Genomic DNA, 26,826 nt, shown 5'->3' with positions numbered 1-26,826 from the left:
ACTGGGGCACCTTTGCGCACCGCCGCGCACGATTGTTCGACGGTTTGCAGGCACCGCGGGAGGAATCTTCGAATATGGCGCTAGACGAGACGGATCGGCGACTGCTCAGGGTGCTTCAGCGCAAGGGCCGCATGTCGAACGCGGACCTCAGCGAACAGGTCAACCTGTCCCCCTCGGCCTGTCACCGGCGGGTGCAGCGGCTTGAGGCGGACGGCTACATCCGCGACTACGTGGCGCTTCTGGATGCGCGCAAGCTGTCGCTGCCGACCACCGTCTTCGTGGAGATCACCCTGCAGGCGCAGGCCGACGAGGTGCTGGAGGCTTTCGAGACCGCCGTGTCCCGCGTTCCGGCGGTGCTGGAGTGTCACCTGATGGCGGGCACGGCGGATTACATCCTGAAGGTCGTGGCCGAGGACACGGAGGATTACGCCCGCATCCACCGGCAGTATCTGACCCGCCTGCCGGGCGTCGCGCAGATGCAGTCGTCCTTTGCGCTGAAGACGGTATTCAAGACCACGGCGCTGCCGGTCTGAGCCGGGGCTGTCGATCGGCCCGACCGGGCCGGTTGGCCGCGTATGCCATGCGGATGACCTCTCTGCGGGCGCCTGGCGTGGATGTGGGGAGGGGGCGCTGCCCCCGTCTCCCTGCGGGAGACCCCCCGAGGTATTTTGACCAAGATGAAGGGCAGCAGAGGGCTGACGGGTGCCGGTCGCGGTGCGCAAGGCGGTCCCGTGTGGCGGGAAGCCGGGCGCTTTCTCGGGTCAGTCCTGCTTGGGGCGGTCGTCGTAGTCGCCCGAGAGGATGCGTTGCGCGTCGCCCTCGGGGTCCTCGTACTGGTTCGAACGGATCGTGAAGACGAAGAATAGGAGCCCCATGCCGCCCAGCACGAGGGAGATCGGGATCAGGTAGGTGAGAACGTTCATCGGTCGTGTGCCTTTCGTGCGGGTCGGGGCGTGTCAGCGCAGGCGCAGGGCGTTCAGCGAGACGGTGACGGAACTAGCGGACATGGCCAGCGCGGCGATCAGCGGCGAGCAGAGGCCCGCCACCGCGAGGGGCACCGCGATGAGGTTGTACCACGTGGCGATCGTGAAGTTTTCGCGGATGCGCTTCACAGCTTTGCGGGCGGTGGTCGCGGCCTCCGGCAGGGGCGCGAGGCTTTGTCCCAGAAGCACGATATCGGAGGCCACGCGCGCCGCGTCGAGCGCGGAGGCCGGCGAGATCGAGACATGCGCGGCGGTGAGCGCCGCGGTGTCGTTCAGCCCGTCGCCGACCATCAGGACCTTTGCACCGTTCTTCGAGAGCGTCTCGATCCGGGCAGCCTTGTCCTGCGGCAGGGCCTCGGCCATCCACTGGGCGATGTCCAGCCGCCGGGCCAGGGATTCGACCGCCGCCGCGGTGTCGCCGGACAACAGCACGACCGTCATGCCGGCCTGCCGGAAGGCGGCCACGGCCTCGGCGGCGCCGTCGCGCATGCGGTCGGTGAAGAGCAGGGCTTGCGGGGGGGCGTCGCCGATCCGGAGCCAGGCGGCGGTCTGGTCGGTGGCGGTGCCGCCGATCCAGGCGGCGCGACCGAGGCGCACCTCGCGCCCCTGCCATGTGGCGCTTGTGCCGTAGCCCGGGCTCTCGGTCAAGCCGGTCACTTGCGCGGGGGCGATGCCCGCGGCCCGTGCCGCCGAGGTGAGCGCACGGGAGAGCGGATGGGCGGAGCCCTCGGCCAGCGCGTGGGCGATGGCGAGGTCGGCGGTGGTGAAGGCGTCGAGGTTCACCGGCTCGGGCGTGCCCGCGGTCAACGTGCCGGTCTTGTCGAAGACGACGGTGTCGACCTGCGCCAGCCGTTCCAGCGCTGTGGCGTCCTTGATGAGCAGGCCCTTGCGGAACAGCCGTCCGGAGGCGGCTGTGGTCACGGCGGGCACGGCCAGACCCAGCGCACAGGGGCAGGTGATGATCAGCACGGCGGCGGCAATGTTGAGCGCGGTGCGCAGGTCACCGCTGTAGAGCAGCCAGCCGAGGAAGCTGAGCGCGGAGAGGATGTGCACGCCCGGAGCGTAGAGTCTGGCCGCGCGGTCGGCCAGCGAGGTATAGCGCGAACGGCCTGACTCCGCGATGGCGACGAGGTCGGCCATGCGCGCGAGCGAGGTGTCGCGGCCCACCGCGCTGGCGCGGATGGTCAGCGGGCCGGTCAGGTTGACCTCGCCCGCGCTGACGGCGGTGCCCGGCGTGCCCAGCACCGGCAGGGTTTCCCCGGTCAGCAGCGAGCGGTCGCGTTCCGACGTGCCCTCCACGATCTCGCCGTCGACGGGCATGCGGCCGCCGGGGCGCACGCGGATCAGATCGCCGATACGGAGGTCCGCGACGCTCACCTGTTCCTCGCCCGTATCGGTCACGCGCCAGGCGCGGGGCACTTCGAGGGCGGCGAGTTCCTCGGCCGCGGAGCGCGCGACAGAGCGGGTGCGGTGGTCGAGGTAGCGACCGGTCAGCAGGAAGAAGGTCAGCGCGATGGCCGCGTCGAAATAGGCGTGTTCGCCGGAAAGCGACGTTTCCCAGAGCGAGGTCACGACCGCCAGCAGGATGGCGAGGCTGATCGGCACGTCCATGTTGAGCGTTCGCGCGGCCAGCGCCCGCCAGGCATTGACGAAGAACGGCTGGGCGGAGAAAGCCACCGCCGGCAGCACGATCAGCGCGGAGATCCAGTGGAAGAGATCGCGGGTTTCGCCCGCCGCGCCGGACCAGACGGCCACCGACAGCAGCATGACGTTCATCGCGGCGAAGCCCGCCACGGCAAGGCGCATCAGCAGGTCGCGGCCCGCGCGGTCGGTCGCGGTGGCCGACAAGGCGGCGGTGTCGAGTTCATGCGCCTCGTAGCCTGCCGCCTCGACCAGCGGGATCACGTCTTCGGCGGTGAGCGCCGTGTCGCCCGACAGGCTCACGCGCTTCATGGTCAGGTTGACGCGGGCGCTGTGCACACGCGGGTCGGCGTTCAGCGCGCGTTCCACCTTAGACATGCAGGCGGCGCAGTGGATCGTCGGCAGCGAAAGGACGATATGCGCGTCTTTCGGGACCTCCATGTCCGCCAGCGACTGGGCCGCCGGTGCGGCGACGCAGGCGGGACAGGCAGAGGCGGGCGGGCGCATGGTGGCGGTCATGACGGAAGGCTTTCGCGGCTCAGGGCTGATACATTTCGAGGCGTTGTTCAAAGGCCGTGCCGTCCATCGCGGTGGCCTTGATCCAGAGATCCCAGTTGCCCTTCTCCAGTTCCTCGTGCGCGACATATGCGGTGCCGTCCCAGCGGAACTGCGGCACGCGGTCGGCCTTCTGGTGGGTCGGGCGGCCGAGGATCACGTCCATCTTGGCAGCCTGCACCGGGAGGCCCTTGTCGTCGACGATCTTCAGCACCAGCAGCCCGTCGGCGTGGCTGGCGGAGATATCCCAGCCGAGCGCCTGCTGCGCGGCGCGGCGGACGTCGAAGGTTTGCGAGGCGATGTAGGAGTGCTCCGTCTCAAGCCCGGGGAAGGTGCGCACCGCGTTGACGGCCAACGCTATGTTCACGGCGATGATGATCCCGAAGGCTGCGGCGAAGCCTGCCAGCACGTGCCAGCCGGTGAGGCGGAATTCCTTGCGGACGTCGGCCATCAGTTGGCCCTCCCGTTGAAGATGGTGTCTTTGTGGGCGCGGTCGCCGTTGGTCAGGTCCTCGACCCAGAAACGGAACTCCGTGCGTTCGGAGTCGGCCGGAGCGGACCCCTTGGGCGCCACGACGAAGACCTTTAGCAGGTAGGTTTCGTTCGCCGGGACGGTCACCGTCTCGTAGGGGCTGCCCTCAAGCTGGATGCGCAGGAAATCGCTGCCGTTCAGGGTGATCCGGAAGGGCCGATCCTCGCCATGCTTGTTCAACAGCCGGATGTCGTAGGTGTTGCGCACCGAGCCGTCCGAGAGCACCACGAAGGTCGGGTTGCGGACCGGGGCGACGGTCATCTCGATATCGGGCCGGACGAACAGGGCGAAGACCAAGCCGATGCCGACGAGGCTCCAGAGCGCGGTGTACATCATCGTGCGGACCCGGAAGACGTGCTGCCAGATCGGGCGCGGGGTGTTGCCCGCACGCTCGCGCGGCTCGTCCGACAGGGCGAGGTAGTCGATCAGGCCGCGCGGCTTGCCGATCTTGGCCATCACGTCGTCGCAGGCGTCGATGCAGAGCGCGCAGGTGATGCACTCCATCTGCTGGCCGTCGCGGATGTCGATGCCCATGGGGCAGACGTTCACGCAGGCGTTGCAGTCGATGCAGTCGCCGAGGGTGTCGCGGGCCTTGCCCTTGCCCCGTGGTTCGCCGCGCCAGTCGCGGTAAGCGACGGTCAGCGTGTCCTCGTCCATCATGGCGGCCTGGATGCGCGGCCACGGGCAGGCATAGATGCAGATCTGTTCGCGGGCGAAGCCGCCGAAGAAGAAGGTGGTCAGCGTCAGGATCAGCATCGTCGTGTAGGCGACGGGGTGGGCGTTCAGCGTCACGAGGTCGCGCAGCAATGTCGGCGCATCGGCAAAGTAGAAGACCCACGCGCCGCCGGTGGCCAGCCCGATCAGCAGCCACAGCGTCCACTTCGTGACCCTGAGACGCGCCTTGTGGAAGTCGAGCTTCTTCTGGCGGTGCAGGCGGAGGCGGTTGTTGCGGTCCCCTTCCACCCAGCGTTCGACGAGGATGAAGAGGTCCGTCCAGACGGTCTGCGGGCAGGCGTAGCCGCACCAGACCCGCCCCAGCGCGGACGTGAAGAGGAAAAGCCCGAGGCCCGCCATGATGAGCAGGCCCGCGACGAAGTAGAATTCATGCGGCCAGATCTCGATCCAGAAGAAGAAGAAGCGGCGGCCCGAGAGGTCGATCAACACGGCCTGGTCGGGCAATTGCGGCCCGCGGTCCCAGCGAATCCATGGCGTCACGTAGTAGATCCCAAGCGTGACGATCATGATGATCCACTTGAGATTGCGGAAATTGCCGCTGACGCGGCGCGGGAAGATCGGTTCGCGGCCTGCGTACAGGGAAGTCGGTTGGGTGTCGGACACGGGGGAATCGCTCCGTTAAAGGCCTGTTTGAGTGGTCTTTTCACAGACCGCCCCGCTGGCCTCCTTGACCTGCATCAATTTCTGAATCTGTGATCTAGCTTTTCTCGGCATTGCGCTGCAGCCAGCGCAGGAATGCCTTGAGCGGCGGCCTTGGAACGCCGGGCCGGGTGACGATCCAGTAGCCCTTGGACCGCGTGTCCTCGAACAGCAGGCGCAGGCGTCCGGCGGCGATGTCGGGTTCGGCGAAGACCCGGGCGAGGATCGCCACGCCCTGACCCTGCCGTGCCGCTTCCAGCATCATGTTGCCGGGCAGGGAGGTGAAGCCCAGGCCGCTGTCGCGCTCGATCCCGAACTGGGCGAACCAGCTTGTGGCTTCGTTGGTGCCGTATTCCTGCAGCCAGTGCAGGTGCGAGAGGTCGGCGGGGCTTTCGATGGGCCGGTCGCCCACCAGCCCCGGCGCGGCCACGACCACGATGGGAGAGCGTACGAAAAGCTCTGACTGGAGGCCGGGCCATGATCCGTTGCCGTAGCGCAGCGCCATGTCGATGCCGCCCGGTTCCAGCCCGCGCACGTCCGCGGAGGGGTCGATCATCAGGTTGATCTCCGGATGTTCGGCGCGGAAGCTGGCCAGCCGCGGCAAGAGCCAGCCGGAGGCGAAGGTCGGCGTGGTCGAGATCAGCAGCGGGCGGTCGGCGTCGGCGCCGGTCAGCGCCTCAAGCGTGGTGGCGATCTGGCCAAAGCTTTCGCGCAGGGTGCGCGCCAGCGTGTCGCCGTCTGCGGTGAGGGCCATCTTGCGGCCCGTGCGGTCAAGCAGGGCCAGGCCCAGATGCGCCTCAAGCGCGCGAAGCTGCTGGCTGATGGCCGCGTGGCTGACGTTGAGCGTGTCCCCTGCGGCGCTGACAGAGCCGGTCTCGGCATAGGCGGCGAAGGCACGTAGCGCGGCGAGGGAGGGCAGGCGGGACCAATGCATATTTAAGATAGGCTTACATGAGGAATATATTCGTGGCTCGCATGGATCGATGGAGAGCGTCAAGTATTGTGTATCGAAACGGCGCACACAGGAGACGCGACATGTTCAATATTCTTGCACGCACAGCAATGCTGGCCACCCTTCAGGGCGCGCGGCCGGCAGCCCGGTCCCGGGACCGGCACGAACCCTTGCCGAAACTGCGGTGGACCGAGGAGGATCTGCCCTTCCGCCACCACGCAGGCACACGGAGGGGATACGATGATTGATCCCGTCGCCTACCTCGCCCGCTGGGCGGCGCCCCGAGACGGGCGCATCCGCTCGGCCCGCACGCTGCCCAAAGGGCATGCGCCGGGGCTGCTGTTCTGGTGAATGCGCGCCAACCGCAGGGGCTGCCCGGTGTTGGCATGATCGGGAAAGAAAAGGGCGCCGGTGTCCCAGGAAACGCGCGAACAGGACAGGACACCAGCGCCATACATCCGGCCTTGCCGCCGGGTGTTTCGCGTTCGGGGGGAGGGCCCCGAAGCTTATGTATCCATCATACCTGCGCCGCAGTGCAGAGCCTTGACCTGAGTCAAATCGTGATGCTCTGCTTGCGCGTTTTCGCATGTTTTTTCTGCACCTCGCGCCAGAGTTCGTCCGGCAGGGCGACCCCGGCGATGCTGCCGTTGCTGGTCACCTGATTCCGGCCGTTGTTCTTCGACGCATAAAGCGCGATGTCCGCGCATTTCACCCAGGCGTCCTGGCTGGTGATGTCGGGGTCGAGCTCGGCCACGCCGAAGCTGGCGGTTACGCTGGGCATGTCCGATGCGAGATCGGGCGCCTCTGCCAGCCGCTGCCGCATCTGTTCCGCCATGATCGCCGCGCTGTCGGCGCAGCTTCCCGGAAGGATCACGGCGAATTCCTCTCCTCCCACGCGGTAGAGACGCCGGTTGGCGCCGATCACCGTTTCGAGGCTGCGGGCGACGTTCGTCAGCACGCGGTCGCCCATGTCGTGGCCGTAGGCATCGTTGATCGACTTGAAGTGGTCGACGTCGATCAGGATCAGGCTGGCCTGCGCGTCGTTGCGCCGCACGGTCCGGAAGACGTTTTCGATGTCGTGGCGGAACTGGCGGCTGCTGCCCGCGCCGGTCAGCCAGTCCTGGGTGGCCGCGCGTTCCAGCGCGGCGATCTGGCGTTCCTGGGCCAGTTGCTGCGCGGCAAAGCGCGCGAAGTCCGAGATCAACTGCCGCTCGGCGCTGGTGAAGCCGGCGCGGGACAGGGGGTTCAGGAAGCTGAGCGTGCCGATCCGTTCGCCGCCCACCACCAGCGGCACGCCGATATAGGTCCTGAGCCCGATGTCCGGCAGGAGGGGGTGCTTCTGCGCCATTTCGGTGCTGTGCGTTTCGAACGGAACGTCGCCCGCCAGGGCGATCCGGCAATCGCTTTCCTCCAGCGGGAAGAGCGTTCCAATCGGGATCGGCGCAAGCGTCGATTTCGCCTTGTGAACCAGCAGGTTGGAATCGCGGACCAGCCCCACCAGCCCCACCGGCATGTGCAGGAATTCGCACGCCAGCGAGATCATGGCGTCGACCTTTTCGCCCGGACTGGTGGCCTGGTCGGTGGCGGCGTCGAACAGCTTGTCCTTGACCCGGACGAGCCTGTTGGTGGCGGTGTAGTCCTCGAAGATGCGGATATGGCCGAGGATCGCGCCCTCGGTGGAGAGGAAGGACCAGCCGGATGTCTCCGCCTCGATCAGGGAACCGTCCCTGCGTAGGTAGTTGGTGATGATGCGGTGATCCGCGCTGATCATGCGCGGGCCGGACAGCGGGTGCGTCACGCCGAAGTCTTCCTGTTCGGCATAGATGCGGTCCAGCGTGCCGCCGATCAGTTCGGCGCGGCGGTAGCCTGTGAGGCGTTCGAAGGGGCGGTTGCACCACTGCACCCGGCCGGCTGAATCGGTGAAAACTACGGCGTCGTGGCAGACCTGAAACACCGCCTGCACAAGGTCCGTTCCGGGCGGCCGTTCCATCGGCACGGGCATGTTCATGGGTTTCATCGACACGACTCTATGTGACTGCAAGAACAGATATCCGTCAGGTCGATTGACATTTGGTAAATCAAACCGGGCAAATTTTTTCTAAACCGGGAATGGAAACACCCTCCGCCACGGGGACGGAGGGTGCGGTTTTTTCGCTTGCGCGGCAGTCGCTTACTCGGAGGCTTCGCCGCCCCCGAGGCCGTGCACGTAGGTTGCGACGGCGCGGATCTCTGCCTCCGACAGGCGCGGTCCCCAAGCCGGCATCTGGCCGTAGCGGGCGTTCGTGACCGTCTCGTGCAACGAGTCGTAATCGCCGCCGTACAGCCAGATCGCGTCGCTCAGGTTAGGCGCGCCTTGGGTGCGGTCGCCGGTGGCATCCTCGCCGTGGCAGGAGGAGCAGTTGTCCATGAACACCGTCTCGCCCTCGGTGACGAGGCTGGGGTCGCGCGGATCGCCGGACAGCGACATGACGTAGTTGACCACGGCGTCGATGCTGTCGTTTTCCAGCAGCTCGTCACGGCCGAAGGCGGGCATCTGCGACTGACGCAGCCAGTCCTCGTCCGTGGGCTGGCGGATGCCGGTGGCGATCGTGGTGTGGATGTCCTCGATCGAACCGCCCCAGAGCCAGTCGTCGTCGATCAGGCTGGGGTAGCCGTTGGGCTCGGACCCGCCATCGGCGCCCGACCCGTGGCACTGCGAGCACCACGACCGGAAGACCGCCGCGCCGGCGTTGCGGGCATAGGTCTGAAGCTCCGGATCGGTGGAGATGGAGGCCAAATCCACGCTGGCCAGCTTGTCGTTGATCGGGCCGTTCATCTCCTCGACGCGGGCGATCTCCTCGGCGACCTGGCCGCGTGTGGTGAAGCCCAGCAAACCTGCCGTCGACCCGGTGATCCCGGGCCAGGCGGGATAGGCGATGGTGTAGCCCACGCCCCAGATGATGCAGGCGTAGAAGGTGTACAGCCACCACTTCGGCAGCGGCTTGTTATACTCCTCGATCCCGTCCCAGGAATGGCCGGTCGTCTCGTAGTCGTGTCCCGGCTTGATGTTCTTTTTCTCGTCGCTCATCGCGTGAGCCTCCTTATGTCTCGGACCGGTCCGCCGGGGCGGGCCTGTCGTCATGCCGGAAGGGGATGCTGGCGGCGTCGTCCTGCTCGCGCCGGGCGCCCGGGCGCAGGACCCAGATCACCACGCCCACGAAGAAGGCGGTCATGGCCAGCAGTCCCCAGCTGTCTGCGAAGCTGCGGAGGAGGGAATAGGTTTCCATGTCCATGTCTCCTTAACGGTGTGCGTCGGGGGTGAAGGTCGAGAAATCGACCAGCGTGCCCAGCATCTGCAGGTAGGCGATCAGCGCGTCGGCCTCGGAAATGCCCGGCTGGCCGTCGAAGTTGCGGATGTTGATGGACTCGCCGTAGCGTTCGAGCAGGCCGTCGTAGTCGCCGTCCGGGTCGATCTGCGCCATGAAGTCGCTTTCCGCGTTCTCGATCATCTCGTCCGTGTAGGGCACGCCGATCAGCTTGTTCGTCTTCATGATGTCGCCGATGTCGGCAGCGGCCAGCATGCCCGACGCGAGGCCGGCGTTCTCGTCCAGCATGCGCTTTTCGAGGTAGCCGTACTTGGGCATGACCGACACGGGCACCACCGACTGCGGGTTGCGCAGGTGGTCGACGTGCCACTCGTCAGAGTAGCGGTCGCCGACGCGCGCGAGGTCCGGGCCGGTGCGCTTGGAGCCCCACTGGAAGGGGTGGTCGTACCGGCTTTCGGCGGCAAGGCTGTAGTGGCCGTAGCGTTCCACCTCGTCGCGCATCGGGCGGATCATCTGGCTGTGGCAGACGTAGCAACCTTCGCGCAGGTAGACCTCCCGGCCCGCCAGTTCCAGCGGGGTGTAGGGACGCATGCCTTCCACGTCCTCGATGGTGTTTTCGAGGTAGAAGAGCGGCACGATCTGCACCAGCCCCCCGATGGTCACCACGAGGAAGGCGAAGACTGCCAGCAGGGTGACGTTTTTCTCGAGGATGGCGTGTTTCTTGAGAATGCTCATGTCCGGTCCTCCTTATTCGGCCGGAGTCGCATGAGCGGCGGCGGCACTTGCCTCGACGGCAGGCGCGCGACGCGCGGTCATGTACAGGTTGTAACACATGATGAGAGCCCCCGCGAGGTAGAGCAGACCGCCGGTTGCACGGACCACGTACATCGGGAATTTGGCGGCCACGGTGTCGGCGAAGGAGTTCACGAGGAAGCCGTTGGCATCCACTTCGCGCCACATCAGGCCTTCCATGATGCCGGTGACCCACATGGAGGCGGCGTAGAAGACGATGCCGATGGTGGCGAGCCAGAAGTGCCAGGACACCATGGAGAGCGAATACAGACGCTCGCGGTTCCAGAGTTTCGGCACCAGGTAGTAGAGCGCGCCGAAGGTGATCATGCCGTTCCAGCCAAGCGCGCCGGAGTGGACGTGACCGATGGTCCAGTCGGTGTAGTGGCTCAGCGAGTTGACAGCGCGGATCGACATCATCGGGCCTTCGAAGGTCGACATGCCGTAGAAGCCCACGGAGATCACCATCATCCGGATGACCGGGTCGGTGCGCAGCTTGTCCCATGCGCCGGACAGCGTCATCAGGCCGTTGATCATGCCACCCCAGGAGGGCATCCACAGGATGATCGAGAACACCATGCCAAGGGTCGAGGCCCAGTCAGGCAGCGCGGTGTAGTGCAGGTGGTGCGGACCGGCCCAGATGTAGATGAAGATCAGCGCCCAGAAGTGGATGATCGACAGCTTGTAGGAGAACACCGGGCGCTCGGCCTGTTTCGGGATGAAGTAGTACATCATGCCCAGGAAGCCCGCGGTCAGGAAGAAGCCCACGGCGTTGTGGCCGTACCACCACTGCACCATGGCGTCCTGCACGCCGGAGAAGACCTGCACCGACTTCGACCCGAAGATCGAGACCGGGATCGCGAGGTTGTTGAACACGTGCAGCATGGCGACGGTGATGATGAACGACAGGAAGAACCAGTTGGCCACGTAGATGTGGGGTTCCTTCCGCTTCACGATGGTGCCGACGAAGACGGCGAGATAGGCAAGCCAGACAACGGTCAGCAGCCAGTCGATGTACCACTCGGGTTCGGCGTATTCCTTGCCGTGGGTGGAGCCGAGGACGTAACCGGTCGCGGCCAGCACGATGAAGAGCTGGTAGCCCCAGAAGACGAACCACGCGAGGTTGCCGCCCCAGAGCCGTGCGGCCGAGGTGCGCTGTACCACGTAGAACGATGTTGCCAGCAGCGCGTTGCCGCCAAAGGCAAAGATCACGGCCGAGGTGTGCAGCGGACGCAGGCGTCCGAAGTTCATGTATCCCTGCGCCCAGTCGAAGTTGAGCACGGGGAAGGCGAGCTGGGTGGCGATGAACGTCCCGGCGAGAAAGCCGACAACGCCCCAGAGGGCGGTCGCTACCACACCGTAACGGATCACGCTGTCGAAGTATTGGGTTGTATCGATGGGCTTGGCCGGCTCGTCCGTGTTCCGCAGAACCCAGACAAACATACCCGCTGCAATCGCCATCACGAGGAGCGCGTGCACCAGGTAAGCCACATCACGTGCAAAGTTGGCCCCGATCGCGGCGAAGACCGCGATCAGCCCAAGCACGATGAGCTTGAGGTAGTTCGTCATGTTTCGTCCCTTCGTCTGACCCATACGATTCGAGTGACCGCTTGGGCGGTTATTAGACTGGGTCCCTCATGGCGTTTGGCGGAAAAGCGGACCTTGATCTGCATCAATGGATCGGCTGCCCGAGGTTGACCCGGGTCAAAGTGTGGCAATTCTCCGGCGTTTAGAGTGGGGCCATACTCGGACAGGAGACCTATCATGGCTTACAAGACTTTGCTGACCGTCATCACCGACGCGGATCTGGTGGACAGCACCATTGCCGCTGCGGCTGACCTTGCGTCCGCAGTGGACGCGCATCTGGATGTGCTTTGCCTCGGCGTGGACCGCACGCAGACCGGATATTACTACGCTGGCGCCAACGCGATGGTGCTGCAGGAAACCCTGACCCGCGCCACCGCAGAGGGCGAAAGCCTTGCCGCTGCCGCACGTGCTGCGCTTGGCAAGACCGACGTCCGCTGGGCGGTCGATCATGGCGTGGCGCAACTGGCCGACCTTGGCCGGATCGTCGCGGCACGGGCGCGGTTCTCGGACCTTGCCGTGATGCCCAAGCCTTATGGCGAAGGCTGCGGGATCGAGCTGGAGCCCATGGTGGAAGGCGCGCTTTTCGACGGGCAGGTGCCGGTCCTCGTCGCCCCGGGTGGCGCCGTCGCGATGCAGGCAAAGCCCAAGCGGATCGCGATTGCATGGAATGAAAGCAGCGAGGCCCTGCGCGCCGTACGCTACGCCATGCCGATGCTGCAACAGGCCGAGACGGTGCATGTCGTCGTGATCGATCCGCCGAAGCACGGGCCCAACCGCTCCGACCCGGGCGGTATGCTGTCGCAGTACCTTGCGCGCCACGGTGTGAAGCTGGAAATCGACGTGCTGTCCAAGACCATGCCGCGCGTGTCCGACGTGCTGCTGCGCCATTGCGCCGACGTGGATGCCGATCTTGTGGTGATGGGGGCCTACGGCCACTCCCGCTTCCGCGAGGCGATTCTGGGCGGGGCGACCCGCAGCATGCTGGAACAGGCGGCGCTGCCGGTGTTCATGGCGCATTGAGCGGGGACGACCGCTTCAGGTCATCCCTTCCATCATGGCGCGCAGGGCGGCCGGGTCCATATCCAGTTCCCGGTCGAGTGCGTCATGCTCTGCCCGCCAGATCGACACCGCTTCCTTCAGGAGCGCATGGCCGTCCGGCGTCAGAGACACGCGGCGATTGCGCCGGTCCTTGTGGTCCGGCGCGGTCTGCACCAGCCCGCGGCGTTGCAGCACCTTGAGCGCGGCCGTCAGTGTCGTGCGGTCCATGGCAAGGAAATCCGCCACGTCGGTCATGCGCGGCGGCTCGGGCCGGTTCAGCGACATCAGCAGGGAATACTGACCATTCGACAGCCCCACGGGCTTCAGCGCCGCATCGAAGCGGCGCGCCAGCGTACGGGCGGCACGCTGCGTCCTGAAACAGAGGCAGCGGTCGCGCACCTCCAGTGTCGTTGCGTAGGGAAGCTGGTAATCCGGCTGTTTCATGTTGATATCAACTTAATGCCCTCTAGGCTGGCCCGTGTCAACAGGAGGGAATCGCATGTCTTACGTCTGGGGATTTCTTGTCGCCGTTCCGGAGGAGAACAAGGCGGCCTACATCGAAAGCGCCGGGAAAAGCTGGCCTTTGTTCCGCGACTACGGTGCCACGGCGCATTGGGAGTGCTGGGAAGAGGACGTCCCGGAAGGGGAGGTGACCTCTTTCCCGATGGCCGTGAAGCGGGAACCGGGCGAGAAGGTCGTGTTCTCCTGGGTCGTCTTCCCGGACAAAGCGACAGCGACACGCTGCCATGAAAGCTTTGGCAACGACCGGCGCTGGGATGACCTGTCCATGCCCTTCGACGGCAAGCGCATGGTCTACGGGTACTTCGATCAGGTGTTTGCCCAAACGGCCTGAAGTCGGTCCCGTCATGCGTCGGGCGGCACGATCCGCCCTGAGCTGACGGGAACGGCACTGCCGCGCACGAGGATGCGGCTGGGCGCCCCGTTCTCGGTGTGAACAGTCAGGACGATTTCCGACGGGCGCCCCATTTCGACACCCTGGTGCAGGATAAACCGGGCGGTGTCCGCCTCGATCGCACCGCTGGCGGCCAGTTGCGCGGCCAAAAGCGCAGAAGCCGATCCGGTCGCCGGGTCCTCCGGGATGCCCGCTGCCGGCGAAAACACCCGCGCGCGGAAATCGCAGACGGTTCCGGGGGTGTAGACATAGGCGGAATCGACGCCGGCCAGGTCCATGACCGTCGACCATGCCGGTTCCAGCGGACGGGCAGAGGCCAGCGCGTCCATGTCGCTGACCGGCACGTAAAGAAACGTCGGACCACCCTGCCAGATTCCGGGACGATGCGCGCCGAAACCGATTTGCTGCGGCGCGAGCCCAAGCGCCTCGCCAAGAAGCGCGTTGTCCGGAACGGTGCCCGCGTCCGGCGCGAAGGGCAGGACGGGCGCCTGGAATTCGGCCCAGGCCGTGCTTTCGTCGCGCCAGACGTCGACGGGAACCAGACCTGCGACCTCCTCCAGCATGATCCGCGTCTGGAACGGGCCTGCGGGCGCGTCCTTCAGGGCCAGGTGCAGCGCGCAGCCTACGGTCGGGTGTCCTGCAAAGGGGATCTCTGCGGTTGGGAAGAAGATGCGCACCTTCGCGGTGTGGGCCGGGTCCTCGGGCGCCATGACGAAGATCGTCTCGGACAGGTTGAACTCACGCGTGATGGTCTGCATCTGCGCCGTGCTCAGACCGCCGGCGCCCTCGACGATGGCCAGCGGGTTGCCCGCGAAACGTTCGGTCGTGAAGACGTCGCAGGTGGAAAACGTCAGCGTGTCAGGCAAGCATGCCTCCGTCCGCATCGTCGCCGGCTTCCTGCATCAGCCGGTCCATGTCCGGAATGGTCACGTGCCGCTTGCCTTCCAGCGTGATGACGCCGTCCTTCTTCAGGGCCGACATCTGGCGGCTGACGGTTTCAAGGGTCAGGCCGAGATAGTCGGCCATGGCCTCGCGAGTCAGCGGCAGGTCGAAGACAATGGGGGCGTCGCTGCCACGCATGTTCAGCGTCGCATCGCGCCGGGCGATGATCGACAGCAGCGAGGCGATCTTTTCCCGCGCGGTCTTGCGGCCCAGCACGAGCATCCACTCGCGCGCCGCGTCGAGTTCGTCCAGCGTCATTTCGAGCAACCGCTGCGCGATGTGCGGCGTGCGCATCATCATGTTTTCGAACGGCGTCTTGCGGAAGCAGCACATCACGAGATCGGTGGTCGCGACAATGTCGTAGGCAGCATTGTCCCGGCCCGGGCGGCCGACGAAATCGGAGGGCAGCAACAGGCCGACCATCTGCGTGCGGCCGTCTTCCATGGTCTGCGTCAGCGACGCGATGCCGGACACCACGGAGCCCACGAAATCCATCTTGTCGCCCGACCAGATCACCATCTGGCCAGCCTCGAACTTGCGGTAATACTTGATTTCTTCCAGCCGTTCGAGCTCGTCCGACTCGCAGCGGGCGCAGACTGCGCGATGTCGGATCGGACAGTCGTCACACTGCTGATGAACCGTCAGACTTCTCTCGTTCAGCATGGCGTGATCGCCCCTCTTGATCTGCGTCAATGTAGCACTCTCTAACAGGGTCTAACCCTACGCGTATGGCGATGCGAACACAACTCACGCGGCTGGGTCTCTTTGACGCCAAAGTACCGCGATACACCTCATATCCGACCGCCCCGCACTTTGCCGGGGACGTCGGGCCGGACCGATTTGCCGAGTGGATCGGCGCTCTGCCAGAAGGCGGGAACATATCGTTGTATCTGCATGTTCCCTTCTGTCGCAGGCTTTGCTGGTTCTGTGCCTGCCGCACGCAAGGCACGGCGACGGCCAAACCGGTCGACGCGTATGTAGAGACGCTGAAGGCCGAGTTGAAGCTTCTTCGGCGGGCTCTACCTGCGGGCGTCAAACTGTCGCGTCTGCACTGGGGCGGGGGGACGCCGACGCTGCTGGCGCCCGACATGATGTCCCGGCTGATCGACGCGATTCGCGAGACGGCGGATTTTGCCGACCACGCCGAGTTCTCGGTCGAGATCGACCCGAACGAGATCGACGCGGCACGGCTCGACGTTCTGGCAGCAGGCGGGATGAACCGCGCTTCGATCGGGGTGCAGGACTTCGATCCGCAGATTCAGGAAGCGATCGGACGGCCGCAGGGCTACGATGTGACCCGTCACGCGGTCGAGATGATCCGCGAGCGCGGCGTGGCCAGCCTGAACACCGACATCCTGTTCGGTCTGCCGCACCAGACCCGTGCGCGGATCACGGAGACGGTCCAGAAGCTTCTGAGCTTCGCGCCGGATCGCGTGGCGCTGTACGGCTATGCCCATGTGCCGTGGATGGCGAAGCGCCAGCAGATGATCCCGTCGGACATGTTGCCGACCCCGCAAGAACGGCTCGACCTGTTCGAGACGGCGCGGCGGCTGTTCGTCTGGGACGGCTACGCCGAGATCGGCATCGACCATTTCGCGGCACCGGGGGATGGTCTGGCCATCGCGCAGAAGACCGGCAAGCTGCGGCGCAACTTCCAGGGCTACACCGACGACACCTCCGAGGTGCTGATCGGGCTGGGGGCGTCGTCGATTTCGCGCTTTCCGCAGGGCTACGCCCAGAACGCGCCGTCGACCTCGGCCTATACCGCGGCGATCCGCGACGGGCGTTTCTCGACGTCGCGCGGCCATACGTTCAAGGGCGAGGACAAGTTGCGGGGCCGGCTGATCGAAGCGCTGATGTGCGACTTCCGCATCGATGCGAACGAGATCGTCGCGGATTACGGCGTTTCGCGTGAGTGGCTGTTCCGCATCTTCCGCGATACGAACGCCGCCTTCGACAACCTTTTGGAGGTCACGGAGGACGGGCTTTACCTGCCGGAGAAGACGCGCCCGCTGACCCGGATGATCGCCCGTGCCTTCGATGCGTACGACCTGAGCAAGGCCGGACACAGCTCGGCGATCTGATCCGTCCTGAACAGGCGTTCAGGTCGCGCGGCCTTCGGGGTCTTCCGCTTCGAGGGCGGCCAGCCAGCGGGTGAAGATCCGGTCGAGCGCCGCGCGGTCGTCGGCGCCCAGATGCGCCAGCAGCCGGTGCTGGTTGGCCACGTGGTCGCCGACCGCTGCGTCGATTACGGTGTGGCCCTTCTCTGTCAGCCGGATCACCGTGCCGCGTCCGTCCGCGGGATCGGGTGTGCGTTCCACGAGCCCCTGCGCCGCCAGCCGGTCGAGCCGGTTGGTCATCGTCCCCGACGTGACCATCGTCGAGGCCAGAAGCGCCTTGGGCGTCAGCGCATGCGGGGGTCCGGACCGGCGCAGCGTGGCCAGTACATCGAAACCCGCCGCGTTCAGACCGTGCCTGGCGAAAACCTCTTCATGAGACTGCCTGAGCTGCCGGGCCAGGCGCGACATCCGTCCGATCGTCACCATCGGCCCGACGTCCAGGTCGGGACGCTCGGTGTTCCATTGCTGTCTGATGCGGTCGACGTGATCCATGGCCGGAGGGGTGGCGGAATTTTATCTTGACGTCAAGTGATCGCCGTGTACCTTGACGTCAAGATACATACCTCGACATCAAGATAAAAGGTGATGCATGTCTTCCCGCCTCAACGACCTTGCGCTGACCGCGCTGGCCCCGATCATCTGGGGGTCGTCCTACATCGTCTCGACAGAGTTCCTGCCCGGATGGCCGCCGCTTGTGGTGGGCCTGCTCCGCGCTTTGCCGGCGGGGCTTGTCCTGTTGGCCATCACCCGGCGCTTGCCGTCGCGCGACTGGCTGGGTCGCGTCGCACTTCTGGGGGCGCTGAACTTCACTGTGTTCTGGGGCGCGCTCTTCATCGCGGCCTACCGGCTGCCCGGGGGCGTGGCCGCCACGCTCGGGGCCTTGCAACCGCTTTTCGTGACGGTCCTCGCCAGCCTGCTGCTGGGCGCGCCGCTCCGGCTGGCGGCGGTGCTGGCGGCGCTCGCAGGGGCAGGGGGCGTCGGCCTGCTGATCCTCGGGCCGGGGGCCGAGCTCGATCCCGTGGGCGTTGTCGCGGCGCTGGTCGGCGCGCTCAGCATGGCGACGGGCATGGTCCTGACGCTCAAGTGGACCCCGCCGGTGGACCGGCTGACCTTTGTCGCGTGGCAACTGACAGCGGGGGGCGTATTGCTGATCCCGGTGGCGCTGATCGTCGGCGGCGACGTGCCTGCGGTCGACCTCAAGGCGGTGGCGGGGCTTGTCTGGCTGGGGCTGATCGGTGGCGCGCTGACCTACGTGATCTTTTTCCGCGGCATGTCGATCCTCGGGGCACCGGTGGCCTCGGGGCTGGGCTTCCTCAGCCCGCTCAGCGCGGTGACGCTGGGGTGGGTCATTCTCGGCCAGGCGCTGAACGCGCGCCAGTTGATCGGCGCGGGCGTCGTGCTTCTTTCGGTCTGGGCGGTGCAGAAGGTGAACCGCCGGCCTGCACCGACGCCGCAGGCAGAGCCTCAGCCTCAGGCGGTGTCGAGCGCGGCGGCAAGAAGCGTCCGGGTGTAATCGGTCTGCGGGTTGGCAAAGACATCTTCCGCCGATCCGCTTTCCACCACGTCGCCCTGCTTCATCACGATGACCTTGTGGCTCATGGCGCGTACGACCTTCAGGTCGTGGCTGATGAACAGGTAGGCGAGGTTGTACTTCTGCTGCAGGTCGCGCAGCAGGTTCACGATCTGCACCTGCACGGTCATGTCCAGCGCCGAGGTCGGCTCGTCCAGCACGACCAGCCTGGGCCGCAGGACCATGGCCCGCGCAATGGCGATGCGCTGCCGCTGCCCGCCCGAGAACTCGTGCGGGTAGCGGTGCATCATCATCGGGTCCAGCCCGACTTCCGACATGACCTTTGCCACCTCGGAGCGGAAGGTGCGGCGGTCTCCCTTGGCATGGACCTCCAGCCCTTCCGAGATGATCTGTTCGCAGGTCATCCGGGGACTGAGCGAGCCGTAGGGGTCCTGGAAGACGATCTGCATTTCGGAGCGCAGCCGCCTGAGTTCCTTCGTCGACCAGGCGCGCACGTCCTCGCCGCGGTAGGTGATCTCGCCCTGAGACTTGATCAGCCGCATGATGGCCAGGGCGAGCGTCGTCTTGCCGGAGCCGCTTTCGCCGACGATCCCGACGGTTTCCCCGGCACGCACGGCCACGGTCGCTTCGTTCACGGCCTTCACGTAGCCCACGGTCCGTTTCATCAGCCCGCGCTGGATGGGGAACCAGATGCGCAGGGCGTCGGTGCTGGCGATCTCCTCGGCATCCGGCTTGACCGGGTTGGGGACGCCGGTGCTTTCGGCGGAGAGGAGTTTCTGTGTGTAGGGGTGCTGCGGGTTGCCGAAGATCTCGGAAGTGACGCCCTGTTCGACGATCTCCCCGTCCTTCATCACGCAGACCCGGTCGGCGATGCGGCGCACGATTCCGAGGTCATGGGTGATGAACAGGAGGCTCATGTCCTCCTCCGACTTCAGGTCGGCCAGCAGGTCGAGGATCTGGGCCTGGATCGTGACGTCGAGTGCCGTGGTCGGTTCGTCGGCGATCAGAAGGTCGGGCCCGTTGGCAAGAGCCATGGCGATCATGACCCGCTGCCGCTGCCCGCCGGAAAGCTGGTGCGGGTAAGCCTGAAGCCGTGTTTCGGGGTCGCGGATACCGACCTTAGTAAGCAGTTCGAGGATACGCTTGCGCGCCGCGTCGCCGGTCAGCCCCTGGTGCAGTTCGAGGCTTTCGCGGATCTGCTTTTCCAGCGTGTGCAGCGGGTTGAGCGAGGTCATCGGCTCCTGGAAGATGAAGCTGATGTCGTTGCCGCGCACCTGCCTCAGCCTCTCGTCGGACGCGCCGACCATCTCCTTGCCGTCGTAGAGGACCGAGCCTTCGACCACCGCGGATTCGCCGTGCAGCGACACGGTGGAGAGGGCGGTGACAGATTTGCCGGACCCGGATTCACCGACGAGCGCCACGGTCTCGCCTTTGGCGATCTGGAAAGAGACGCCCTTGACCGCTTCGACGATCTTGCCGTCCTGGCGAAAGGACACCTTCAGGTCGCGGACCTTCAGCAGTTCACTCATTGAAACGTCTTCCTCGGGTCAAAGGCATCGCGCACGCCTTCGAAGATGAAGACGAGGAGCGAGAGCATCACGGCGAAGACCGCGAATGCGGTGAACCCCAACCAGGGGGCCTGCAGGTTCTGCTTGGCCTGCAGCGTCAGCTCGCCCAGCGAGGGCGCGGCGGCGGGCAGGCCGAAGCCGAGGAAATCGAGCCCGGCCAGCGACGAGATCGTGCCGGTCACGAGGAACGGCAGGAAGGTCACCGTCGCCACCATGGCGTTGGGCAGCATGTGCCGGAACATGATCGTCTTGTTCGACACCCCCAGCGCCTTGGCCGCGCGGACGTATTCGAGGTTGCGGGCGCGCAGGAATTCCGCCCGGACAACGCCCACGAGCGCGGTCCAGCTGAAGGCGATCATCAGGAAGATCAACAGGCTGTAGCTTCTCCCGAAGATCGCGAACATGATGATGATGACGTACAGCATCGGGATCGCGCCCCAGATCTCGATCACCCGCTGGAACACGAGGTCGAGCCAGCCGCCGAAATACCCCTGCAACGCGCCCGCGAAGATGCCGATGACGGAGGAGATGGCGGTCACGATCAGGGTGAAGAAGATTGATAGACGGAAGCCGTAGATCACCCGGGCGAAGACGTCGCGCTTCGCATCGTCTGTCCCCAGAAGGTTGTTGCCGCGCTTGTCCGGGGGCAGGAGGCCGAAGTGCCGTTCCTCGTCGTCGCCTTCCCAAAACCCGATCACGTCGGGCGGCAGGGGCGCCGCGCCGGAGCGTTCCACCGGCGTGTCATAGGTGTAGGGAATGAGCGGCCAGAGCGTCCATCCCTTGTGGAAATCCGGATCGTCTATGGTGCCCGCCTCGGCTTCGGCGATCAGCCCCTCGGGGTCGTCGAAACAGGCGTCTAGCCCGCCGGTGGCGATCAGGCACTGCACCTCGGGGTCGCGGTAGGCTGCTTCGGTCCTGAAGTCGCCGCCGAAGTCCGTCTCGGCGTAGAAGTTGAAGATCGGCATGTAGTAGCTGCCGCGGTAGTTCACGAGGATCGGTTTTTCGTTCGCGATGAACTCCGCAAACAGCGACAGGCCGAACAGCACCGCGAAGATCCACAGCGACCAGTAAGCGCGGCGGTTGCGGGTGAAGTTGCGCCAGCGGCGGCGGTTGAGGTTCGACAGCGCGAAGCGGCCGCGCTTTTCTTCCGGGATCTCGTAGCCGAGATCCGTCATCTGTTCCGCCGTGGCCGAAGCCTGCGCCTGTGCGTCGAGCTGATGAGTCATCTCAGCCCTCCCGGCTCTCGAAGTCGATGCGGGGGTCGATCACGACGTACATGAGGTCGGAAAGAATGTTCACCAGAAGACCCATCAGGCCGAAGAAGTAGAGCGTTCCGAAGATGACCGGGTAATCGCGGGCCACCGCCGCCTCGAACCCGAGCCGCCCGAGCCCGTCAAGCGAGAAGATCGTCTCGATGATGAGCGAAGAGCCGAAGAACACGCCTATGAAGACCGCCGGAAGGCCCGCGATCACGATCAGCATGGCGTTGCGGAAGACGTGCCCGTAGAGGACCTTTCTCTCGGAAACGCCCTTGGCTCTGGCGGTCATCACGTACTGCTTCTTGATCTCGTCGAGGAAGCTGTTCTTGGTCAAAAGCGTCAGCGTGGCGAAGCCGGAAATGGTGGAGGCGAGGACCGGCAGCGTGATGTGCCAGAAGTAGTCGACGATCTTGCCGAAGAGGCTGAAGTTCTCGAACCCGTCGGAGGTCAGCCCCCTGAGCGGGAAGATCTGCCAGTAGGAGCCGCCGGCGAAGAGCACCAGCAAAAGGATCGCGAACAGGAAGCCCGGAATGGCGTAGGCCACGATGATGAGCGCGGAGGTGTAGGTGTCGAAGCTGGTGCCGTCCTTGATCGCCTTGCGGATGCCGAGAGGGATCGACACGAGGTAGGCGATCAGCGTCGACCATAGACCCAGCGATATCGACACTGGCATCTTTTCCAGCACCAGATCCCAGACGGAGATGGAGCGGAAGTAACTCTCGCCGAAGTCGAAGCGCATGTAGTTCCACATCATGTCCAGGAAGCGTTCGAGCGGCGGCTTGTCGAAGCCGAATTCCCGCTCAAGCTCTTCGATGAACTCCTTGGGCAACCCGCGGGCGCCGACGTAGTCGCTGTCGGAGCCGAAGGTTTCCTCGGCCATGTCCTGACTGCCGCCGGAGAACCCGGCTGTCACGTCGCCCTGGCCCTGCATCTTGGCAAGGACCTGTTCGACCGGGCCGCCGGGCACGAATTGCACCAGCACGAAGTTGAAGATCATGATCCCCAGAAGGGTGGGGATGATGAGCAGGAAGCGTCGAAGGATGTATGCGGCCATTGCGGATTACTTCAGAACCCCGCTGGACTGCAGAGCCTGGTGCTTTTCCTTGTCCATCCACCAGAAGTCCAGCACGCCAAGCGCATAGGGCGGCAGGTCCTCGGGGTGCTCGAACATGTCGTAGTAGGCAACCCAGTATTCCGGAACGAAGCCGCCGGCCACCTGGATGCGCTCGTACCTGAGCGCGCGGTCCAATGCCATAAGCGCCGCGATCTCGTCCTCGCGGGTCTTGGTGTCGAGCGCCGCCTCGATGATCGCGTCCACCAGCGGGCTGCGCAGCGCCGCGGGGTTGTACGAGGACACGACCGCGGTTTCCGACCCGAAAAGCTGTTTCAGACCGGTGCCTGCCGCAGCGAACGTCAGGATCCGGGTGTGGATCATGTCGTAATCCTTGTCGAGGAACCGCTGCTGGCCCTGCGCGCTGTCCACGGTATCGGCGGTCGCGGCAATGCCCCAGTCGTTCAGGGTGCGCACGTAGGTCTGGATTCCCGATTTGCGGGTGTCATCCCAGCTCGACAGGACGAGGAAGTTCAGCGCCATCTGCTGGCCGGCTTCGTTGACCATCTTGCCGTCGGCGTTGACCGTCCAGCCTTCCTGTTCCAGCAGGCGCAGGCCGGTACGCTTGTTGCGCCGGTCGATCGGGTCGCGGGCCTCGGACGTGTGCGGCATCACCGCTTCTTCGGTCATCATCTCCGGCGGAACGAGCTCGCCCAGACTTTCCAGCAGCTCCTTCTCCTTGCCTTCCGGCAGACCCCTGGCTTCCCATTCCTGACCTTCGACAAAGGACTTGCGCTGGGTTGTCAGGCTGTACTGGAGCGACTCGCGCTCCCACTCGAAGTTGTAGGCGAGCGACAGGGCGTGCCGGATGTTGCGGTTGTCCAGCGGCTCGCGCGTGGTGTTGAAGATGATGCCGGAGTTGTTCGGCGCCGACTGGTCGGGGATCTCGTCCTTGACGACGTCGCCGCGCTGGATCGCGGGAAAGTCGTAGCCCGTGGCCCAGAGCTTGGTGGAACCTTCGGTGCGGAAGTTGGTGATCCCGGCCTTGAAGGCCTCGAACTCGGCCGTGTCGTCGGCGAAGTATTCGAACCTGACGCGGTCGAAGTTGTGGCGCCCGACGTTGGCCGGGTGGTCCCAGCCCCAGTAGTTCGGGTTGCGCTCGTAGACGACGTAGCGGTTGAATTCGTAATCGGCGACCTGGTAGGGGCCGGACGCCATCGGCGACAGCACGGAAGGTTCATCCAGCTTCTCGCCGGTTTCCTTGTACCATTCCTCGGAGAAGATTGGCGTGCCGCCGACCTGGCTGATGAGCGACCGGCGGGAGATGCCGTCGACGAAGGTGTATTTCAGCGTCAGGTCGTCGATGACCTCGACACCTGAAATCCGTTCCTTGACGCTGCGGGCGTAGGACCGGATGCCCTGTTCGATGAACAGGTTGTGGGTAAAGGCCGCATCCTGTGCGCGGACTGGGGCGCCGTTGCGGAAGGTCACGTCGTCCCGCATGTGGAAGATGACCCAGGTCTGGTCCTCGGGGTATTCCACCTCACGCGCGACGAGGCAGTAGGAGTCGGTGATGGTATCCGCCGGCAGGCCGCCGCCCCAGGGCATCTCACCGAACATGGATTCCGCCACGACGCCGGCGTTGGTCTCCGGATTGCCGCGCCAGGCCCAGCGGTTGAAGCCGTCGAAGGTGCCGCGCGCGCCGATGACGATCTCGCCGCCCTTCGGAGCGTCCGGATTGACATAAGCGAAGTGCGGGTAGTCCGCCGGGTATTTCAGATCGCCGTAGAACGAATAGCCGTGCGCCTTGATGGTTTCGGCCATCGCGTGGGATTCGGCCCACCCGGTGCGGGGCAAAAGCGGGGCGGCCGCGGTGGCACCGATGAGCCCGAGGGCGCTGCGGCGATCGACGTGGAACGGCGGTCTTCTGGTCATCCGTGGTCTCCCTTGGCGGTCCGGCGGGGCGTTCGGACACCGACGCCTCCATGTCTCGTCAATTATGGTTAAATTTAAGCTAAGGGTTCCGCCTGACCACATTCAAGTCGAGATTGGGCGGGCGGTGGGCCGCTTTGACGCCCTTGTGATCGGGACGTGTGCGCTGCATGGGGTCGCCGGACGCAAAAGGAAAAGGGCCGTCCCCGCGCGGGGGACGGCCCTAGCCAATTCCGGTGTATCGGTTCGAAGCGGATCAGCCGCTCACGGATTGCAGGAAGGCGATCACTGCTGCGCGGTCTTCCGGTTTCGACAGGCCGTTGAAGGACATCGTGGTGCCCGGCGCCGCGGCCTTGGGGCTTTCAAGGAACGTGTTCAGGTGCTCCGGCGTCCATGCGTCGCCGACCTGATTCAGGTTGCCGGAGTAGTTGAACCCGCCAACCGAGCCGATGGGACGCCCAACGACACCGTCGAGGTGCGGGCCGGTCGCGTTCGAACCGTCGATCTTGTGGCAGGCGCGGCACTTGCCAAAGACCTTCTCGCCGTCGCCCACGTCGGCAGACGCCAGAAGCTCCTCGAACGGCACTTCGGGTTCCGCTTCGGCAGGTTCGCTGCTGCCCGCTTCAATCAAGTAGGCCGACGCGTGTTCCTCACCGTGACCGCCGCCGCCGACGTGGTAGAGGGTTTCCGCGCCCCACTTGCTCATCAAATAGACCAGCAGAGCGCCACAGACGCCGCCCACGACCTTGGTAACTGTCATCGTATCCATGAGGTGCCCTGTTCGAATTGTGTATCCGTCGGGCGGGTGTCTACGGCTTCCAATTGGCTTAGGCAAGCGATAGAAGCCGCGACCAATCGCCCGCCCACCGGGCAAGCGCAGGTTTTTGACCGGGGAGGGAGCCTCATGCCGCAACGTATCGCATTCCAGGGGGAAATGGGGGCCTATTCGCATCAGGCCTGCGTCGAAGCCCGTCCCGGGGCCGATGTCCTGCCGTGCAACACCTTCGAGGACGTGATTTCCGCCGTGCGCGACGGCAGCGCGGACCTTGCGATGCTGCCGGTCGAGAACACAACCTACGGCCGCGTCGCGGATATCCATCGCCTGCTGCCGGAATCGGGGCTGAGAATCGTGGACGAGGCGTTTGTCCGCGTTCACATCTCGCTGATGGCGCAGCCCGGCGTCGAGATCGATGAACTGGAAGTGGTGCGGGCGCACCTCGTGCTGCTGCCGCAGGCCGAGAGTTTCCTGAAGAAATACGGCATCCGGGGCGAGGCATGGCCCGACAGCGCCGGTGCCGCGGCCGAGATCGCGCGCACCGGCTCGCGGACTGTGGGTGCGCTGGCTTCGGATCTCGCGGCAGAGATCAACGGGCTGCACATCCTGGCCCGCCATATCGAGGACCACGCCCACAACACCACGCGTTTCCTGCTGATGTCGCCGGAGCCCGACACCACCGTGCGGGGCGATCACGGCATGATCACCACCTTCGTCTTTCAGGTGCGCAACATTCCCGCCGCGCTTTACAAAGCGATGGGCGGCTTTGCGACCAACGGCGTGAACATGACCAAGCTGGAAAGCTATATGGTTGGCGGGTCGTTTACGGCGACGCAGTTCTACGCCGACATCGAAGGCCACCCCGAAGATCCGCCGGTGGCGCGCGCACTGGAAGAGCTGGCCTACTTCACGTCGATGCTGGAGATTCTCGGCGTCTACCCGCGCGATCCGCGACGCGATTGAGGGCTCCGGCGGGCCCTTTCAGGCGACCTGAGACACCACGCGGTGGATCAGCTCGCGCAGCCAGACGTGGTGGGCGGAGCGGTGGTTGCGTTCCGTCCAGACGACCTCGATTGTGATCCCGGTCCGGACGGGGCAGTCGGCGACATGCACCGCCTCGCCCAGAACCTTGGCCAGCCTGCGGGGGACGGTTGCGACGAGGTCCGAGGCGACGACCAGTTCCGCGATCCCAGCCGGGCTTGGCACCCGCAGCCCGACGCGCAGGGTGTGGCCCATGTCCTTCAGATCGTGCAGGTAGCGCGAGGTCCAGCGCCCCCCGTAGGTCACAAGCACGTGGTTCAGCCCGAGGTAGGTCTGCAGGTCCAGCGGAGCACCGGCGGCGGGGTGGCCCGCATCCATCAGGCAGATGTAGTCCTCGCGGTAGAGACGCCGGCTATAGAACGCCGGGGTTTCGCGCTGGAAGGGACCGATCAGCATCTCGGCTTCGTTGCGCAGCAGCCTTTCGTGCCCGATGTCGGAGGCGTCGACGATTTCCAGTTCGAGGCCCGGAGCCTCGGCGCGGACGGCGCGCACGATGTGCGGCACCCACAGAACGCGTTCGTAGTAGTTGCAGGCGATGGTGATCTTGCGTTTGACCGTGCCGGGATCGAATTGCGACGGGACGGTCAGCCGGCGGAAGTCGCCGATCAGCCGGTTGGCCTCCTGCACGATCTCGTCGCATCGCGGGGTCGGCAGGATTGTCCGTCCCTGACGCACGAACAGCGGATCCTGGAAAATGCCCCGCAGCTTCTCGACCGTGTAGCTGACCGCCGACTGGTTCACGCCCAGCTCTTCTGCCGCCTTGGTGAAGGAGCGCAGATCGTGCACCCGCGCCAGCAGGGTCAGCGTCCGGAAGTCCACGCCCATCGGATCGGTCACGGCTTTCTCCATCAAATCCACTGATGCCATGAATAGAATTGATCTTATTGCCAGATCAATCCACCTTTGAGACTGTGGCCGCTAATGTCTGGCTTGGAGGAG

General features: G+C 65.3%; 27 protein-coding genes. 7 read left to right on the top strand and 20 right to left on the bottom strand.

Annotation, left to right across the window (positions count from 1 at the left end; translation table 11 throughout):
• The first annotated feature begins 74 nt into the window (after positions 1-74).
• Positions 75-533 carry an Lrp/AsnC family transcriptional regulator gene (locus ABFK29_RS17045; protein WP_040604553.1) on the top strand — a complete coding sequence of 153 codons (459 nt, stop codon included), beginning with the start codon at positions 75-77 and terminating at the stop codon, positions 531-533.
• 228 nt (positions 534-761) lie between these two features.
• Here the strand turns inward: ABFK29_RS17045 and ccoS are convergent, their stop codons facing one another.
• The 5 genes from ccoS to ABFK29_RS17020 all read right to left on the bottom strand — a co-directional run bounded on the left by ccoS (position 762) and on the right by ABFK29_RS17020 (position 6,018).
• Entirely contained in the window at positions 762-923 is a 162-nt protein-coding gene (gene ccoS, locus ABFK29_RS17040; RefSeq protein WP_005858847.1) for a cbb3-type cytochrome oxidase assembly protein CcoS, read from the bottom strand.
• A gap of 33 nt (positions 924-956) precedes the next feature.
• The gene (locus ABFK29_RS17035) at positions 957-3,143 is read right to left on the bottom strand and encodes a heavy metal translocating P-type ATPase (RefSeq protein WP_005858845.1); all 2,187 of its coding nucleotides are present in this window, start codon (positions 3,141-3,143) and stop codon (positions 957-959) included.
• Positions 3,144-3,162: 19 nt separating this feature from the next.
• Positions 3,163-3,630, bottom strand: a complete 468-nt coding sequence (locus tag ABFK29_RS17030; RefSeq protein ID WP_005858843.1) for a FixH family protein — start codon at positions 3,628-3,630, stop codon at positions 3,163-3,165.
• Positions 3,630-5,048: a cytochrome c oxidase accessory protein CcoG gene (ccoG, locus tag ABFK29_RS17025; RefSeq protein ID WP_005858841.1), complete on the bottom strand. Its 1,419-nt coding sequence runs from the start codon at positions 5,046-5,048 to the stop codon at positions 3,630-3,632. Before ccoG ends, ABFK29_RS17030 begins: the two co-directional genes overlap by 1 nt.
• A gap of 94 nt (positions 5,049-5,142) precedes the next feature.
• Positions 5,143-6,018 carry a LysR substrate-binding domain-containing protein gene (locus ABFK29_RS17020; RefSeq protein ID WP_005858839.1) on the bottom strand — a complete coding sequence of 292 codons (876 nt, stop codon included), beginning with the start codon at positions 6,016-6,018 and terminating at the stop codon, positions 5,143-5,145.
• A 101-nt stretch (positions 6,019-6,119) separates the two neighbouring features.
• Between ABFK29_RS17020 and ABFK29_RS17015 the strand changes: the two genes are divergently transcribed.
• On the top strand, positions 6,120-6,284 hold the full coding sequence (locus ABFK29_RS17015; RefSeq protein ID WP_157136475.1) for a hypothetical protein: 165 nt from the start codon (positions 6,120-6,122) through the stop codon (positions 6,282-6,284).
• A 305-nt stretch (positions 6,285-6,589) separates the two neighbouring features.
• On the opposite strand, the gene ABFK29_RS17010 is transcribed toward ABFK29_RS17015, so the two are convergent.
• The 5 genes from ABFK29_RS17010 to ccoN all read right to left on the bottom strand — a co-directional run bounded on the left by ABFK29_RS17010 (position 6,590) and on the right by ccoN (position 11,699).
• Positions 6,590-8,053, bottom strand: a complete 1,464-nt coding sequence (locus tag ABFK29_RS17010; RefSeq protein ID WP_005858836.1) for a sensor domain-containing diguanylate cyclase — start codon at positions 8,051-8,053, stop codon at positions 6,590-6,592.
• A 153-nt stretch (positions 8,054-8,206) separates the two neighbouring features.
• Entirely contained in the window at positions 8,207-9,103 is an 897-nt protein-coding gene (ccoP, locus tag ABFK29_RS17005) for a cytochrome-c oxidase, cbb3-type subunit III (RefSeq protein ID WP_005858834.1), read from the bottom strand.
• A 13-nt stretch (positions 9,104-9,116) separates the two neighbouring features.
• Positions 9,117-9,302: a CcoQ/FixQ family Cbb3-type cytochrome c oxidase assembly chaperone gene (locus tag ABFK29_RS17000; RefSeq protein ID WP_040604584.1), complete on the bottom strand. Its 186-nt coding sequence runs from the start codon at positions 9,300-9,302 to the stop codon at positions 9,117-9,119.
• 12 nt (positions 9,303-9,314) lie between these two features.
• The gene (gene ccoO / locus ABFK29_RS16995; protein WP_005858830.1) at positions 9,315-10,076 is read right to left on the bottom strand and encodes a cytochrome-c oxidase, cbb3-type subunit II; all 762 of its coding nucleotides are present in this window, start codon (positions 10,074-10,076) and stop codon (positions 9,315-9,317) included.
• Positions 10,077-10,088: 12 nt separating this feature from the next.
• Complete coding sequence (gene ccoN / locus ABFK29_RS16990; RefSeq protein ID WP_040604552.1) at positions 10,089-11,699, bottom strand: cytochrome-c oxidase, cbb3-type subunit I; 1,611 nt, start codon at positions 11,697-11,699, stop codon at positions 10,089-10,091.
• A 195-nt stretch (positions 11,700-11,894) separates the two neighbouring features.
• Between ccoN and ABFK29_RS16985 the strand changes: the two genes are divergently transcribed.
• Positions 11,895-12,737, top strand: coding sequence for a universal stress protein (locus tag ABFK29_RS16985; protein ID WP_005858826.1), 843 nt, complete (start codon positions 11,895-11,897; stop codon positions 12,735-12,737).
• A 15-nt stretch (positions 12,738-12,752) separates the two neighbouring features.
• On the opposite strand, the gene ABFK29_RS16980 is transcribed toward ABFK29_RS16985, so the two are convergent.
• Positions 12,753-13,199: a MarR family winged helix-turn-helix transcriptional regulator gene (locus tag ABFK29_RS16980; protein WP_005858824.1), complete on the bottom strand. Its 447-nt coding sequence runs from the start codon at positions 13,197-13,199 to the stop codon at positions 12,753-12,755.
• Between the two features lie 55 nt (positions 13,200-13,254).
• On the opposite strand from ABFK29_RS16980, the gene ABFK29_RS16975 reads away from it, so the two are divergent.
• Positions 13,255-13,608 carry a DUF1428 domain-containing protein gene (locus ABFK29_RS16975; protein ID WP_005858822.1) on the top strand — a complete coding sequence of 118 codons (354 nt, stop codon included), beginning with the start codon at positions 13,255-13,257 and terminating at the stop codon, positions 13,606-13,608.
• 11 nt (positions 13,609-13,619) lie between these two features.
• Here the strand turns inward: ABFK29_RS16975 and ABFK29_RS16970 are convergent, their stop codons facing one another.
• The gene (locus ABFK29_RS16970; protein ID WP_232281555.1) at positions 13,620-14,534 is read right to left on the bottom strand and encodes a PhzF family phenazine biosynthesis protein; all 915 of its coding nucleotides are present in this window, start codon (positions 14,532-14,534) and stop codon (positions 13,620-13,622) included.
• The gene (gene fnrL, locus ABFK29_RS16965; protein ID WP_040604551.1) at positions 14,527-15,273 is read right to left on the bottom strand and encodes a transcriptional regulator FnrL; all 747 of its coding nucleotides are present in this window, start codon (positions 15,271-15,273) and stop codon (positions 14,527-14,529) included. The genes ABFK29_RS16970 and fnrL overlap by 8 nt, the downstream gene beginning before the upstream one ends.
• A 65-nt stretch (positions 15,274-15,338) precedes the next feature.
• Here fnrL and hemN point away from each other — a divergent pair, with 65 nt between their 5' ends.
• Positions 15,339-16,694, top strand: a complete 1,356-nt coding sequence (gene hemN / locus ABFK29_RS16960) for an oxygen-independent coproporphyrinogen III oxidase (RefSeq protein WP_040604550.1) — start codon at positions 15,339-15,341, stop codon at positions 16,692-16,694.
• A gap of 18 nt (positions 16,695-16,712) precedes the next feature.
• Here hemN and ABFK29_RS16955 read toward each other — a convergent pair whose 3' ends face one another.
• Complete coding sequence (locus tag ABFK29_RS16955; protein WP_005858814.1) at positions 16,713-17,222, bottom strand: MarR family winged helix-turn-helix transcriptional regulator; 510 nt, start codon at positions 17,220-17,222, stop codon at positions 16,713-16,715.
• 97 nt (positions 17,223-17,319) lie between these two features.
• On the opposite strand from ABFK29_RS16955, the gene ABFK29_RS16950 reads away from it, so the two are divergent.
• Positions 17,320-18,243 (top strand): EamA family transporter, encoded by a 924-nt coding sequence (locus ABFK29_RS16950; RefSeq protein ID WP_005858812.1) that lies wholly within the window; start codon positions 17,320-17,322, stop codon positions 18,241-18,243.
• Here the strand turns inward: ABFK29_RS16950 and ABFK29_RS16945 are convergent.
• The 5 genes from ABFK29_RS16945 to ABFK29_RS16925 form a co-directional block, all read right to left on the bottom strand.
• Positions 18,201-19,790, bottom strand: coding sequence for an ABC transporter ATP-binding protein (locus tag ABFK29_RS16945; protein WP_005858810.1), 1,590 nt, complete (start codon positions 19,788-19,790; stop codon positions 18,201-18,203). The two genes, ABFK29_RS16950 and ABFK29_RS16945, sit on opposite strands and share 43 nt — an antisense overlap.
• Positions 19,787-21,004 carry an ABC transporter permease gene (locus tag ABFK29_RS16940; protein ID WP_050772421.1) on the bottom strand — a complete coding sequence of 406 codons (1,218 nt, stop codon included), beginning with the start codon at positions 21,002-21,004 and terminating at the stop codon, positions 19,787-19,789. The genes ABFK29_RS16945 and ABFK29_RS16940 overlap by 4 nt, the downstream gene beginning before the upstream one ends.
• 52 nt (positions 21,005-21,056) lie before the next feature.
• Positions 21,057-22,142: a microcin C ABC transporter permease YejB gene (locus ABFK29_RS16935; protein ID WP_005858807.1), complete on the bottom strand. Its 1,086-nt coding sequence runs from the start codon at positions 22,140-22,142 to the stop codon at positions 21,057-21,059.
• 6 nt (positions 22,143-22,148) lie between these two features.
• Entirely contained in the window at positions 22,149-24,074 is a 1,926-nt protein-coding gene (locus ABFK29_RS16930; RefSeq protein WP_040604549.1) for an extracellular solute-binding protein, read from the bottom strand.
• Between the two features lie 253 nt (positions 24,075-24,327).
• On the bottom strand, positions 24,328-24,840 hold the full coding sequence (locus ABFK29_RS16925) for a c-type cytochrome (RefSeq protein ID WP_005858804.1): 513 nt from the start codon (positions 24,838-24,840) through the stop codon (positions 24,328-24,330).
• Positions 24,841-24,975: 135 nt separating this feature from the next.
• Between ABFK29_RS16925 and ABFK29_RS16920 the strand changes: the two genes are divergently transcribed.
• Positions 24,976-25,809, top strand: coding sequence for a prephenate dehydratase (locus ABFK29_RS16920; protein WP_005858802.1), 834 nt, complete (start codon positions 24,976-24,978; stop codon positions 25,807-25,809).
• An 18-nt stretch (positions 25,810-25,827) separates the two neighbouring features.
• Here ABFK29_RS16920 and ABFK29_RS16915 read toward each other — a convergent pair whose 3' ends face one another.
• Entirely contained in the window at positions 25,828-26,754 is a 927-nt protein-coding gene (locus ABFK29_RS16915) for a LysR family transcriptional regulator (RefSeq protein ID WP_232281554.1), read from the bottom strand.
• Between the last annotated feature and the right edge of the window lie 72 nt (positions 26,755-26,826).

This window comes from Sagittula stellata E-37 (assembly GCF_039724765.1).
Lineage (GTDB): Bacteria > Pseudomonadota > Alphaproteobacteria > Rhodobacterales > Rhodobacteraceae > Sagittula > Sagittula stellata.
The sequence above is the reverse complement of the archived record's forward strand: the minus strand, read 5'-3'. Positions and strand labels throughout refer to the sequence as shown.

Bases quoted from the DNA above. Each gene is read 5' to 3' on its own strand.
- ABFK29_RS17045 (WP_040604553.1), top strand. From the start codon at position 75: ATGGCGCTAGACGAGACGGATCGGCGACTGCTCAGGGTGCTTCAGCGC.
- ccoS (WP_005858847.1), bottom strand. From the start codon at position 923: ATGAACGTTCTCACCTACCTGATCCCGATCTCCCTCGTGCTGGGCGGC.
- ABFK29_RS17035 (WP_005858845.1), bottom strand. From the start codon at position 3,143: ATGACCGCCACCATGCGCCCGCCCGCCTCTGCCTGTCCCGCCTGCGTC.
- ABFK29_RS17030 (WP_005858843.1), bottom strand. From the start codon at position 3,630: ATGGCCGACGTCCGCAAGGAATTCCGCCTCACCGGCTGGCACGTGCTG.
- ABFK29_RS17020 (WP_005858839.1), bottom strand. From the start codon at position 6,018: ATGCATTGGTCCCGCCTGCCCTCCCTCGCCGCGCTACGTGCCTTCGCC.
- ABFK29_RS17015 (WP_157136475.1), top strand. From the start codon at position 6,120: ATGTTCAATATTCTTGCACGCACAGCAATGCTGGCCACCCTTCAGGGC.
- ABFK29_RS17010 (WP_005858836.1), bottom strand. From the start codon at position 8,053: ATGAAACCCATGAACATGCCCGTGCCGATGGAACGGCCGCCCGGAACG.
- ccoP (WP_005858834.1), bottom strand. From the start codon at position 9,103: ATGAGCGACGAGAAAAAGAACATCAAGCCGGGACACGACTACGAGACG.
- ABFK29_RS17000 (WP_040604584.1), bottom strand. From the start codon at position 9,302: ATGGAAACCTATTCCCTCCTCCGCAGCTTCGCAGACAGCTGGGGACTG.
- ccoO (WP_005858830.1), bottom strand. From the start codon at position 10,076: ATGAGCATTCTCAAGAAACACGCCATCCTCGAGAAAAACGTCACCCTG.
- ccoN (WP_040604552.1), bottom strand. From the start codon at position 11,699: ATGACGAACTACCTCAAGCTCATCGTGCTTGGGCTGATCGCGGTCTTC.
- ABFK29_RS16985 (WP_005858826.1), top strand. From the start codon at position 11,895: ATGGCTTACAAGACTTTGCTGACCGTCATCACCGACGCGGATCTGGTG.
- ABFK29_RS16980 (WP_005858824.1), bottom strand. From the start codon at position 13,199: ATGAAACAGCCGGATTACCAGCTTCCCTACGCAACGACACTGGAGGTG.
- ABFK29_RS16975 (WP_005858822.1), top strand. From the start codon at position 13,255: ATGTCTTACGTCTGGGGATTTCTTGTCGCCGTTCCGGAGGAGAACAAG.
- fnrL (WP_040604551.1), bottom strand. From the start codon at position 15,273: ATGCTGAACGAGAGAAGTCTGACGGTTCATCAGCAGTGTGACGACTGT.
- hemN (WP_040604550.1), top strand. From the start codon at position 15,339: ATGGCGATGCGAACACAACTCACGCGGCTGGGTCTCTTTGACGCCAAA.
- ABFK29_RS16955 (WP_005858814.1), bottom strand. From the start codon at position 17,222: ATGGATCACGTCGACCGCATCAGACAGCAATGGAACACCGAGCGTCCC.
- ABFK29_RS16950 (WP_005858812.1), top strand. From the start codon at position 17,320: ATGTCTTCCCGCCTCAACGACCTTGCGCTGACCGCGCTGGCCCCGATC.
- ABFK29_RS16945 (WP_005858810.1), bottom strand. From the start codon at position 19,790: ATGAGTGAACTGCTGAAGGTCCGCGACCTGAAGGTGTCCTTTCGCCAG.
- ABFK29_RS16940 (WP_050772421.1), bottom strand. From the start codon at position 21,004: ATGACGGATCTCGGCTACGAGATCCCGGAAGAAAAGCGCGGCCGCTTC.
- ABFK29_RS16935 (WP_005858807.1), bottom strand. From the start codon at position 22,142: ATGGCCGCATACATCCTTCGACGCTTCCTGCTCATCATCCCCACCCTT.
- ABFK29_RS16930 (WP_040604549.1), bottom strand. From the start codon at position 24,074: ATGACCAGAAGACCGCCGTTCCACGTCGATCGCCGCAGCGCCCTCGGG.
- ABFK29_RS16925 (WP_005858804.1), bottom strand. From the start codon at position 24,840: ATGGATACGATGACAGTTACCAAGGTCGTGGGCGGCGTCTGTGGCGCT.
- ABFK29_RS16920 (WP_005858802.1), top strand. From the start codon at position 24,976: ATGCCGCAACGTATCGCATTCCAGGGGGAAATGGGGGCCTATTCGCAT.
- ABFK29_RS16915 (WP_232281554.1), bottom strand. From the start codon at position 26,754: ATGGCATCAGTGGATTTGATGGAGAAAGCCGTGACCGATCCGATGGGC.